Source organism: Bacillus sp. FJAT-25509 (genome assembly GCF_001420605.1).
GTDB lineage: Bacteria > Bacillota > Bacilli > Bacillales > Bacillaceae_G > Gottfriedia.
Map to the genome: position 1 here is coordinate 35015 of NZ_LJIZ01000027.1, position 12332 is coordinate 47346.

General features: G+C 30.3%; 13 protein-coding genes. 3 read left to right on the top strand and 10 right to left on the bottom strand.

Annotation, left to right across the window (positions count from 1 at the left end; all coding sequences use genetic code 11):
- Nucleotides 1–128 precede the first annotated feature (128 nt).
- Nucleotides 129–329, bottom strand: a complete 201-nt coding sequence (locus AN960_RS18075) for an alpha/beta-type small acid-soluble spore protein (protein ID WP_056474362.1) — start codon at nt 327–329, stop codon at nt 129–131.
- A gap of 312 nt (nt 330–641) precedes the next feature.
- Between AN960_RS18075 and AN960_RS18080 the strand changes: the two genes are divergently transcribed.
- Nucleotides 642–1580, top strand: a complete 939-nt coding sequence (locus AN960_RS18080; protein WP_056474365.1) for a patatin-like phospholipase family protein — start codon at nt 642–644, stop codon at nt 1578–1580.
- An 86-nt stretch (nt 1581–1666) separates the two neighbouring features.
- On the opposite strand, the gene AN960_RS18085 is transcribed toward AN960_RS18080, so the two are convergent.
- The 3 genes from AN960_RS18085 to AN960_RS18095 all read right to left on the bottom strand — a co-directional run bounded on the left by AN960_RS18085 (nt 1667) and on the right by AN960_RS18095 (nt 4158).
- Entirely contained in the window at nt 1667–2980 is a 1314-nt protein-coding gene (locus AN960_RS18085) for a DUF4179 domain-containing protein (protein WP_056474367.1), read from the bottom strand.
- On the bottom strand, nt 2973–3494 hold the full coding sequence (locus AN960_RS18090; protein WP_056474370.1) for a sigma-70 family RNA polymerase sigma factor: 522 nt from the start codon (nt 3492–3494) through the stop codon (nt 2973–2975). The genes AN960_RS18085 and AN960_RS18090 overlap by 8 nt, the downstream gene beginning before the upstream one ends.
- A gap of 193 nt (nt 3495–3687) precedes the next feature.
- Nucleotides 3688–4158, bottom strand: coding sequence for a hypothetical protein (locus AN960_RS18095; protein ID WP_056474373.1), 471 nt, complete (start codon nt 4156–4158; stop codon nt 3688–3690).
- 650 nt (nt 4159–4808) lie between these two features.
- On the opposite strand from AN960_RS18095, the gene AN960_RS18100 reads away from it, so the two are divergent.
- A complete protein-coding gene (locus AN960_RS18100) occupies nt 4809–5018 on the top strand; it encodes a hypothetical protein (RefSeq protein WP_056474376.1) in 210 nt (69 codons plus the stop codon).
- Between the two features lie 273 nt (nt 5019–5291).
- Here the strand turns inward: AN960_RS18100 and AN960_RS18105 are convergent, their stop codons facing one another.
- The 3 genes from AN960_RS18105 to AN960_RS25370 all read right to left on the bottom strand — a co-directional run bounded on the left by AN960_RS18105 (nt 5292) and on the right by AN960_RS25370 (nt 7249).
- Nucleotides 5292–6593, bottom strand: a complete 1302-nt coding sequence (locus tag AN960_RS18105; protein WP_056474379.1) for an ankyrin repeat domain-containing protein — start codon at nt 6591–6593, stop codon at nt 5292–5294.
- Between the two features lie 241 nt (nt 6594–6834).
- Complete coding sequence (locus AN960_RS18110) at nt 6835–7062, bottom strand: hypothetical protein (protein ID WP_056474382.1); 228 nt, start codon at nt 7060–7062, stop codon at nt 6835–6837.
- A 46-nt stretch (nt 7063–7108) separates the two neighbouring features.
- Nucleotides 7109–7249, bottom strand: coding sequence for a DUF3953 domain-containing protein (locus AN960_RS25370; protein ID WP_353611587.1), 141 nt, complete (start codon nt 7247–7249; stop codon nt 7109–7111).
- A gap of 825 nt (nt 7250–8074) precedes the next feature.
- Here AN960_RS25370 and AN960_RS18115 point away from each other — a divergent pair.
- Nucleotides 8075–8560, top strand: a complete 486-nt coding sequence (locus AN960_RS18115) for a DinB family protein (protein ID WP_056474385.1) — start codon at nt 8075–8077, stop codon at nt 8558–8560.
- 307 nt (nt 8561–8867) lie between these two features.
- On the opposite strand, the gene AN960_RS18120 is transcribed toward AN960_RS18115, so the two are convergent.
- The 3 genes from AN960_RS18120 to AN960_RS18130 form a co-directional block, all read right to left on the bottom strand.
- Nucleotides 8868–9755: a Vgb family protein gene (locus AN960_RS18120; protein ID WP_056474386.1), complete on the bottom strand. Its 888-nt coding sequence runs from the start codon at nt 9753–9755 to the stop codon at nt 8868–8870.
- A 694-nt stretch (nt 9756–10449) separates the two neighbouring features.
- Nucleotides 10450–10908, bottom strand: coding sequence for a GNAT family N-acetyltransferase (locus AN960_RS18125; RefSeq protein WP_056474389.1), 459 nt, complete (start codon nt 10906–10908; stop codon nt 10450–10452).
- Between the two features lie 245 nt (nt 10909–11153).
- Nucleotides 11154–12095 carry a class I SAM-dependent methyltransferase gene (locus tag AN960_RS18130; RefSeq protein ID WP_056474392.1) on the bottom strand — a complete coding sequence of 314 codons (942 nt, stop codon included), beginning with the start codon at nt 12093–12095 and terminating at the stop codon, nt 11154–11156.
- Nucleotides 12096–12332 lie beyond the last annotated feature (237 nt).

Genomic DNA, 12332 nt, shown 5'->3' on the forward strand with positions numbered 1-12332 from the left:
GATTTTTTATATCTCTTGTTTTTTATTTTGGTAAATTATGTAAAATTTCTAAAAAGATTCAAAAAGAGATGAGTTAATCATTTGGTAACGAATTACCTTTAATTAACTCATCTCTCAATTTAAATCTATTATCTTGAATAGCCACCGAGACTTTGTTCAGCCATTTGAACTAAACGTTTTGTAATCTCTCCACCTACTGAACCATTTGCACGAGACGTTGAATCTGGACCTAAATGTACTCCAAATTCTGTTGCAATTTCATACTTCATCTGATCGATTGCAGATTCAGCATTTGGTGAAACATATTGATTTGAAGATCTGTTTGCCATGATATGTAGCCCCTTTAATAAAATTTTCTGATATAAACTATCAGATTGCTGTTAGTATTTCATATTGAATTTAAAATATTCATCATATAAATATTTCTGCAACTTTTTGAATGTTTCATCCGAAAGTTTATAGCAAATAAAGTTTCTCTAGATTTTTGAAATACAATTTCAACTGCAAAGATTGTCAGATTATTTCCCAAAAAATAAATTAATTGATAAATATGATTGCATCAATAGCTAATCACACTTAAACAGAACTCCCATATATTATATTAGTATAATTCATTTTTTCTGAAAGGTAGGTGTGACAAAATGAAAGTAGATGGTATTTTTGAAGGAGGAGGAGTTCGAGGAATCGGACATGTTGGAGCTATTTGCGCTTTAGAAGAAGAAGGTTATGAATGGGCACGTTTGGCAGGCACTTCTGCTGGTGCTATTGTTGCTGCTCTTCTAGCAAGTGGTTATACAGGGAAAGAATTAAAGGAAATTATGGATCATCTAGATTATAAGAAATTTATTACAAAAACATGGTTGCACTTTATTCCTTTAATCGGATTAGGATTAAATATCTTATTTAAAAATGGGTTATATAAAAATGAATTTGAAGAAGAATGGTTAGAAGCTTTATTATCAAAAAAAGGAATTCGCTATTTCGATGATTTAGAAGAAGGAAAATTAAAAATTATTATTTCAGATATTAGTAATGGTAAAATGGTCGTTTTACCTGATGACCTACCTGATTATGGCTTATCAGCAAAAGATATAACCATTTCTCAAGCCGTTAGAATGAGTGGTACAATTCCATTCTTCTTTCAACCAATTAAACTAAAAACTCCTAATTTTAATTACCCAATTTTAATTGTTGATGGCGGAATCTTAAGCAATTTTCCAATTTGGATTTTCGATGATCACCAAGAATGGCCAACTTTTGGTTTTCGTTTAATAGATAATGAAATTATTGGAAAACCTCAGGATGGTCATAATCCAATCTCATTCTATAAATCAATATTTATAACGATGAGACAAGCACACGACCTTCGACATCTAACAAAAGAAGTAAATGAACGAACAATAAAAATCCAAACTGGTGAAATATCAAGCACAGATTTCAATTTAACAAAAAAAGAAAAGGAACTACTTTTCACTAATGGATACCAAGCAGCAAAAAAATTCCTTGGAACTTGGGATTTTGAAAAGTTTAAGCATAACTATCCACCTGAACCGTACTGTCATAAGGTGGACAATCTGTAATAACTAAAAAAACGCAATCTTTTCTAGATATTCATAGAAAAGATTACGTTTTTTTGTTTTTCCTATTTTTAGTCCGTTAGGTTATCTCATTTAATCCTTATTTTCGCATCTCCTTGAATATATTCAGGATAAAACGCCAGCTTAAGCTTTAATGGATTAACGTAATCTTTAGTAGAAATTGTTATTCCTACTACTTGCTTACCACCATCATCATATTCTTGAGATTCTGAGCTAGTTTGAACTACTTTTCCATTAGCATCAAAAATTGATTCAACCAATGAGTAATGAAATTCTTTTTTTGTATTTAAGGTGAACTTCAATTCTGATTCTTCTTTTTTTAAGTCAGTTAAATAATTTCCTTTTGGCTGTTTAAGAATTTGTTGTTTCTCAGTATCAACTAATATATATTCTTCATCCTTATCAACTGCCTGTAGCTTATTAATAACCAAATATAATTCTTTTGGATCTTTAAAGTAATTACTCTGTAAATAGATAATTCGTTCATTATCGCTAAGAATATTGGCAGTAGTTCCATTTGTTATTTTAGACCATACTTCGCCATTTTGATCAAGAAGTTCAAATTCAGTAAAATCTAGTATTTTCTTAGTATTATTTGGATCCATTTTTACTTGTACAGCTACACGGAGAGGATAAACTGTAACTTTTTTAATTGTTATCTTTTGCCCTTCAATCGTTACTGTTTTATTTAGTTCGTATATTTGTTTTGTTTTTTCTAGATTTTTTAAAGAGAATGGAATAGAAAATTGCTCTGAAACCTCCTTACTCTTTATCTTTAAATCTAAGTTAAAGTCTTTTTGCTCGTTTGTTTTCTGAAAAAAATATTCAATCTTACTAGTATAAGTATTTAACTCATCTTCTACTGGAAGATCAAATGATGAAGAATGTTCTGGCAATTCTTCACCATTACTTGGTTTGAGACTCACTTCTTTTAAAGTAAAATTATGTTGTGTCTCTTTTGCATCAATCGTGTAAAAAATCACTATCCCTTGCTCATCAGCAATTACTGAATCAATCGTTACCTTAATTCCGCTTTTCTCTTGTGAAATATTAATTTCTTGAGCATATTTATTTTCTACAGCTGATATTAGTCCCTTATCATTACGAATAAGTTTAACGATTTTCTCCATACCTGGAATATTTGTTAAATAATCAGCAAAGGTTGGCGATACACGAATACTTGTAAGAAATCCCAATAGAAGAATAGCAGCTGCAACAATAGACCAGATCTTAGATTTCCGTCTCGGTTTAGTTACTAACTTAGTTTCTTTAGCTTTTTGAAATCCAATTTGTATAGCCTCATCAATTTCATCAATAGGTAACCCGATGTTTTCGTATTTTTCTTTCAACTTTTTTAGTTCATTTTCTTCTTTTTCAAACACGGCCTTTTTCTCCTTTCTCTTCAAGGATTCCTCTTAATGATTTCAATGCTTTATTCAACCAAGTCTTTACTGTACCTTCCGGACGATTCCACATAATTGCAATATCTTTGATTTTGATATCGTGAAAATATTTTAAATGTAATAGCTGTCGCTGTGCATCATCAAGCCTGGACATTGCTTCTTCTATTTCAATAAAGTTATAGTCTTCATTCGTACCTAGTTGTGAAATATATTCATCATCGAATGTTACTCTATTATTCTTCTTTATATAATCCTGACAGTAATTAATCATTATCCGAATAAGCCATGTTTTTACATAACTTGGTTCTCTTATTGTTTTTATGTTTTGATAGGCTCTAAAGGTTACTTCTTGAATTGCTTCAATTGCCTCATCTTTATTCTTCAAGTAAGCTAGCGCAGTTTTATATAATGGCAACTTATGCTCATGCATAATTGATAAAAATGCTTGCTCATCTCCTTTGATAGCCCTTTCCACTAGACTATGATCCTGCAATCTCAATCCCTCCATCTCGGTGTTCTATACATTAGACTCCTGAGAGCTAAAAAAGTTTTAATAATTTTTAATTTTCCCCATAAAAAATTCCCCCTATAGTAGACAGTACAGCACATTTCTTTTAACTGTCTACTATAAGGGGATTATTAGAACTTTTATGACACCCTCTTTTTTAACTTTATTTTTTATTTAATTATATGGTTTCTTGCCAATAGGATTTTATCAATTTTGTCCTATTAGAATCTGAATATACATAAACATTATGGCGAATTACTCTCGTTTTTCCAGAATATCTTACTTGCATAATATCTTTTGTATAAAGAATAGGTCTAGAGCTTGAAAGAAATGATACAGGTGTTGCAGCAACACCTGCGAAAGCTGCTGGAGCAAAATATACTCCGAGAGATATAGAAGCGACTGAAGCTATTTGAATAGAAAAATCCAGTCCAGATTTATTTTGTATTTTTCCATAGGCCGTTCCAACATAACTATATTGTGTTCCTCCTGTTTCAATAGCAACACTTCGACTAGTTATAGGAGATGTTATTTGTTCAATAGGTGTAATTTGAATGTTGTCATTTGTATCAGTCGACTCTGCAAATGATACACTTGCTGAGCTGAGAGTAATAGCAGTTGCTAAAGTTGAAACTAAAATTTTTTTCATATCTAACACTCCTTATCTTTTAGAGATGTTCTTTTTTTGTTTAGGAAAAAAATGCCAAATAAACAAATTACTCAACTTTCGTACATAGAGAAACCTAATGATCCCTTGAATCTCCTTAATTCTCTGAATTGATTAGAAAATAACTTAACAAATTATCTACCAAAACGATCACCTCTTTACATTATTATTAATGTCTTAAATTATAGTAATCTGAGGAATTAATTCAGTGGGATTTTTATGAATATTTTAGTAAAACTTTACAAATTTTTACCTTAAAAAGAACCTTTGGTGAAGATTGAATATTTTTCAGTATAATTTAAGAAAATACTTACTAATAGAATCATAGTTTGTTGCATTTTTATAAGTTCCAATAGCAGTAAATGCGACTATTTGAAAAAATGAAAAAAAGTTCACAATAATGACAATGAGTTTTGGTAAATTTTACTTTTTAAATGTTAAGATAATTTCGTAAACGTTTACTAAAAAAATTAGGACACAGTTATAAAAAAGTGTAATTCAATTTTAACTTCCGCGGTAACTGGTGTAGGGAGTGTGACCTTTCCTATAAAATTTAATAAATATTTAAAATGACTGGTGCTATTTTATTTAATGTCATAGCAACAACCAATTTGAAACAGGAGGATAATATTATGAAATTAGCAAAAAAATTATTAATCATAACTTCATACATAATGTTTACGGTATTGATTGTTGTTGGTCCAGAGTTTCCTAAGTATAAATTGTATGTTCTTTTGCTACAGGTATTATTTTTTTGTACAGGTCCATTATTATTAATATTTTTAGATTGGAAGAAAAAAAGAAATAAAGAGAAGGCTAATATCAAAGGTAAATCGGAGTGAAATGGAATGGTTATACGGTAGTGGATCCATGGAGTTAAATTAGAATTTATATAGTTGCAGCTTTCTTGTTATTTAAGTTTCCTGATGAAAATAGTACTATTGGGTTCGTCTGTTGCCACCCCACCAACAAGTAAGGACATAGGAATTACATATGCGTTAAAGCCGACCGCCATTTTGTTGTATAAAAAAAGCTACCGAAGCAGCTTAAAGGTGGTTCAACTATTGCATGCGTTAATTGCATTAGCATTTATAAAAGATCTGGAATTTTTATTTTTATTTGTCTAACTTAAGCAATTCCATAGAACGCTCTGAGGAAACTTCAAAAGCAGCATCATAAGGTGTTTTGCCATTGCTCTCAATTGTCTTATCAGCACCTTTTCCAAGTAAATATTCAACCATTTTTACTTCTTCTGTGGACCCTGCTGCATAATAAAGTGCTGTGTAGCCTTCTTTATCTTTTAGATTAATATCCATTTTCTTTTCCTCTATTAGATATTTTAACAAAGGTAAATTATTTTGACGGGCTGCAATTGTTAAGACATGTCCGTAATTTGTACTGACATTAAAATCTACATTAGGTAAAGTGTCTAAGAATCTAAAGATTTCAAGAACTCCTTCATTTGCCTCACTCTTTGGAATGGAACTCATGCTATCTGGTTGAGAATAAGCAAGTTCCAATATAGGCATCATTCCTTTAGGCGTTGCATCTGTCATTTGCTCAACATAATTTATATCTGCTCCTTGTTTAATCAACAATTTCGCCAATTCTAAATCATCTTTATTATAGTAAGCAAATACTTCTGTTAAAGGAGAATTGGCCGTCCCTTTTACTTGAACTGGTTTAGCACCATTTTCCAAAAGTAGTTTTACTATTTTTAGATTTGATTTTTCGCACGCAACATAAAGGGGGCTTTCAGGGAAAATTACCCCTTCTTGTTGTGATGCTGTATCAGTTCTATTCAAGTTTATCCCAGAATCAATGTACCTTTTAATTTGTTTGATATTATTTTTCCGAATAGCTTCATTTAAATTTTCTATTTTCTTTGTATCCCCACCAGCTTTTTGATTGGTATTATAGCCAATCAGCGAGATCACAACAAGCGTTATGACTGTTCCAACTATTATTTTAGTAGGTGTTTTTGCATTTTGTAGTAGTTTTTTGTTTAAAAGGAGTACTTTTTGAATCTTCGTCATTTTCCTCATTTCTTTAAGACTAATAACAAGAAATACCATATGTGCAATTGTAAAAGTAATTGATACCAGTATAAAAAAATCTGGAACATTCTTTATCAATCCAAAAAAAGCATAAGATCCTTCAACATCACCAAAATCAGGAAGAATTATATTTGCGAGAAAATAAAATCCATTTGTTAAAATTAAAGGTTTCATGTTTTGAACAGAATTAATTTTAAAACACTTCGATACATATAAGAAGTTAATAATAGTTAATGCGATCGTATATGGTACGAATAATGTTAAGGCAAATACTCTTAACCAACCCATATTAAATAAGAATGATGACGCTACCAAAACTAAATTCACTAACAAACTGAAGTAAACAATTGTCTTTTTCATTTTTTCTTCTTTCCTTTTGTTTAATCATGGAGAGTAAATGAAATATAAGAAGTATTTCATTAATTATTATTATGCATGAAAACCCTATATTACGGAACAGAAACTATTCTCAATTTTAACAATATCCCTTCGTGATGCAATGTCAAAAGCAAAAATAATATTGAATTAAACTGCCACATAGATAAATAAAAATAGCAGCGAATGGCTGCTATTTTTATTCAACTAGTTTTGAAATATAATTTCATTTCCCTTCCTCAAAATTACTTAACTTTACGTACCAAGGATAAAGAAAAAGTCCAACAACTCCAACTATTGGAAATAGATCTGCGAGAGTCATTAAAATCTTTGTTTCGAAAGATATAAATTGTTTTTGACCACAATTTGTACAAATTGCACCGTTTTTTGAAAATCCTAGTTTCCATATCGATTTCTTTGTCCATTTATAATTACAATTTTGACATGTTGCCATAATAACCTCCTTCTTTATTTTATTTCTTTATGTATTTTCGCATGCGTTAGTTGAATAGGAATCCTTGTATTGATACTAAGAACACAAGCAAAGATACTATGAAACTAATAGTACCTATTTTATTTCGTTTCAGTTGAAATTCAGATATACTTGCCAACAAAAACGTTGCTCCTATGAATAAGAGCATATAAAGCGTTAATGAAAAATTCTTAGTTATTAAGCCATAAATAGCCAAAATTAAGCCTATCAAACTAATATTAATCTCAAATTTTTTAACAATCGAAATACCTCCGCACTATTTACTTAATCATAAATTCTTGTACAACTATCGCACAGCACAGTTCAATAAGTACTATGAATTTTTAAATTAATAATTATAGATAAAAATGAATATTAAAAATACTGGAAATGTAATAACACTTATCCATTTTGGAAATCGTATATTAAATTTACCTAGCATTTTTCTTATATTATCCTCACATAATACAGCTAGGTTTATCATAAAAAAACACGTTAATAGGAATAACTTAAAAGAAATTTTCATATGCGAAAGCAACGAAAAAAATATCAAAAGGAAAAACATCTCAGCTAGGAATTCAGCTAAATCATATTTTCTAACATTATTCTTAAAAAGCCATTTTATATATTTCTTTAATAATGACAGTTCTAATCCCTCCATAAATTTTTATTTATCTATACATCAAAATGTAAAAGCTTGATTAATTCATATGAAAAGAAAAATAAATAATATTGTTAATTACTCAATTATATATATAAATTCATTAACAGTAACTTGGGGGAATTTCTCCTTTTTTTCACAGGAATTAAATTATCCTTATGCATCTAACCTGTCATTTACTTGAATAAGCATAAGCGAGCCTCTATTGAAATTACTCTTACTTTTAGTTCAACAAGGAATTTAACTATTGCTTGTTGAACTACTCTTAGTTAGCAAATTTTGATAATATTCTTAATGAATTATTTTAAATGCTTAATTTAGGAGGGGTTATATTTGCAAATGTTTTTTAGATATAATTGGTCGGTAAGAGAAGAATGGTATAGGTGGTGTGAAGAGTTAAGTGAAGAAGAACTACTGTTGAACCGCTCTGGTGGAATGGGTAGTATTTTACATACACTTTTTCATATAGTTGATGTAGAGTGGAGCTGGATTCGAGTATTACAAGGCAAATCTGATTTTCAGGAGAATTTCAATGCTTATAAAAGCTTAGATAAAGTTCGTGAATTGGACGCTAAATTTCATATTGAAGTGAAAAATTTTGTAGACAACTGGGATAATGAAATGGAAAATCGTTTATTTTACGATACCTTACCAGATGGAAGAAATGTGACGGATACTTGGGGTGAAATCATTAGACATACCATTGCTCATGAAATTCACCATATAGGACAATTATCAATTTGGGCAAGGGAAATCGGGAAACAACCTGTTTCTGCAAATCTAATTGGGCGAGGTCTTGCCACTCATTCGAATAATTAGTTAAGAAAGAAAATAATTTAATCAATTTCTTTTATAAGTATAAATTCTAGCTACCATCGACGGTAGCTTTTTTAGGTTAAGTAATTGGGATTATATAGGACTTATTCAACTAAAACACATTGCAATAGTTAAATAACACTCAGGAGCAGGTGGAATAACTGCAATTATGCAGCTTGTAAGCTACAACATGTGGAATAGAGACCTAATAAAAAAATAAGGGATTTCTCATAAGATATAGGTATTTTATGAGAGTTCCCAATTCAGTTTTCATTTTAATATATCTAACAAGCCAAAAACATACCTCTTATTATATCAAGGTTAATTTTCCGATTTTGTTACATTCTAAGGCGAACCAAACGACTCCATCCTTGTCACATACAATTCCGTGAGGTTCTGCATTATGTGTTTTAATTGTATATTCCACAATTGCCTGGTCTCTTGTCAATCTTCCTATTTTATTTGCACCCCATTCAGTAAACCATAAATCAAATTCTTCTCCAACAGCAATAGCATGGGGGCGTGCATTTGGTGTAGGAATGTCATATTCTATTATCTCTCCAGAATAAGTGATTCTCCCTATCTTATTCCCAATTATTTCTACAAACCAAAGTGCATTATCATTTCCCCTTGTAATGCCTACAGGTCCTGATGCGGGTGTAGGAATTGGAAATTCCATTAATTCTCCAGATTCCGTTATTTTACCAATAGCATTGTTTTGGTTTTCAGTAAACCAAAGTGAGCTATCAGATCCTAGTGTAATAAAAGAAGGATATGAGCCTTTGTTAGGTAGTTCATATTCATGAATCTTCCCTTTTGTAGTCAATTTACCAATCCGATTTCCATTCATCTCAGTAAACCAGATATCCCCATTTTGTCCTTCTGTAATTCCATACGGGCCTGAATTTGGATGCGGCAAAGGAAATTCTGTAAATACACCACTTGTAGAGAGCTTTCCTATTTTGTTGGCTCCATTTTCCGTAAACCAAACATCCCCTTTTGAAGATACTGTTAAACACATCACTCTAGCATTAGGTGTGGGAACAGTATACTCTTGAATATGTCCTTCTTGATCAAAACAACTAATTTTGTTTGCTTTATGTTGAGTAAACCATATTTTCCCATCATGCGAAACAGCTATACCATATGGACCCGAATCAGAAAACGGAAGATTTATTTCTTGCAGATTAAAATTCATTTTAGCCCCTCCATTGAATATTAACTTCAACTTAATAAATTTATATTTTAAAACTTCTACACATTAATAAAATCTATTTTCCAGCTCAAAAGCTTTTCATATGGTATTTATATCCAATTATTTAAATTCAACAAATTATAAATTTTCCCTTTTACTTATTGAACTCTACTACCAATTAACGAAATAAAAAAATCGACTAAACAGTCGATCATGTTGTACAACTAATGCAATGCGTTAGTTCAATAAGATTTTATTAATCTCTGTCCTATATTCATCTTCATCAAATAAGAATTAAGGTATTAAATTACATATCATAAGGTTCAAGCTTCAAAATATGTTCTTCAACATCCTTGCCTCTTGCGTTGGAAAAACCCCTACAAAGACTCTTTTTTCATTATAGAACCTACTAATGTATTAAATAATGTTTTTTTATTATTACTAATATTATTAATTAAAGCTATGCCGTTTAAAAAGAAAAATATTAAAAGAATTGGACTTATATATACTATGGCAAATGCTATTACTGGAGATGGTGATAGCTCCTCGCGGTTTAGTTTCTCAGTTTCTGGTAAAGAAAGCTTCACCAGCTTATGTTGCTTCTATTACTTGATATTCAAAATTAAGGAGCAATAGACTACTAGTTATGAGTCTATTGCTCTTTATTAGTTGGTAACAAATCTGTATTTTCGGGACTCTATTCTAGGGTTATGTTATTTATTAAAACAGGCATAGTCATGGCATATAAATCATATCCTTTTGCCCAATAATCCTGTTTTACTAACTGTGTCCTAAATCCCATTTTTTCAAAGAAAACATTTGCGAATTGTGATGTCCGAACCTCTATATTTGTTATGCTGCTATTCATTTGAATTTCATCTATACAATGTTTAACAAGCTTCGATCCAATTTTTTTTCCTTTATATTTAGGGTCTGTAAAAATCCAAGAAATTCCACCTAAGTTTGTCTCAGGAAAATAATAACCACAAGCTCCGACTATTCTTTCATTTTCAATATAGACAAAGTATGTAGAACCATAATTTTTTAGATATTCTTTAAGGTCTATAATTTCTGATGGATCAAAACTATCAGGAACATTGAGATTAAACACTTCCAAAATTTCTGCTAAATACTTATCTTCATATGGATATATCAATTTTTTGCCTCCTAAAATACAGTTTATTAAAAATATAAAATATTGTTATATCTTATCATAAACAAAACGTTCAAAAGCTAGTGTTTGGAAAATTGTTTTTAAGTTGTATTTTTTTATATGTATATCTTATACAGTGTTAGTTAACATAAAAAAAGTTATCGGTAATAAAATAAAGGATCTAAGTTATTAGCCTTTTTACTGCTAATTCAACTAACGCATTGCGTTAGTTGCATAAGGAATGATACCTAGTTACATCGATAAATCCCTACATTTTTTGAATCTTGCCATACTCCTATATTAGATATTATATTCTCAGTCTCAACTTGTAGCCATTTTTGCATATCTAAATATAGTCCCTTATCGTCAGGTATATCTAAAGATGGGAACATACTAGTGATGTACTTAACGATTGGTTCTGCATGATGAAAGATTAATGCATTAGAGATAATTACTTCATCTATATTATCAAAGGCTGAACTTAAAATCTCTTTTGCGTTTTCTATACAAAACGGATTAGCTGGAGATGTTCTTTCAGAAAAACCAAACTCTGTTAGCATATTATTACAAAGTTCTTGTATTCGTGGTAATGAAAAACATGAATTTGTTGTAGCTATGAATCCACCATCTGGTTTGATAACATTCTTAAATCCTTTTATTGCATTTTTCACATCTGGTACATGATACAGCATGTGCCTTGCAACTACCCAGTCATAAGCATTAGTAGTAAAAGGAAGTTTTCTCGCGTCTCCAACAATCCATTCGATATCTAAATTCTTTTGTTTAGAATTTTTTATTGCCTCATGTATCATCTTGGTAGACTGATCGTATCCAGTAAGATGACCTTTATAACCACTTTCTTTTAAATGAATTAAAAAATCACCAGTAGCACATCCTATATCAAGAATTTTTTCGTTTTTTGTTAAATGTAGTTTTTCTATTACTATCTTATCTAAATTCACACGTTTTTCTTCATATTTTGCATGGGTATCAATACGGATTTGTAAGTGATCGCTTACCTCATATTGTCTTCTAATATCATCCATCTTCCGAGATTCTACGGTTACACAAAAATTTTGAATAGCATGAGTTAATACTTCTGTTTTTGTTAATCCTTCATACTTTAGTGCTTCTTCAAATCTCTCTAAAAAACTTTCATTAATTCTAAAATGTATACTCTTTTCTTTCATGTTTGTACACTCCTAAATTTTAGCTAATGCAAACATAGCATAATTTGAAATTTTCTGTATATGAAGTGTGTACACAAAATTGTATAAAAAACAAAAATATCCTATTGCTTAATCCAATAAAAAAAATCGACTAAATAGCCGATCTTGTTGTTCAACTAATGCATGCGTTCGTATTATAAGGTCATCCAGTTTTTACTGGTTGACCATTTTTCATATGGTCTTATTATTATGGTAGCC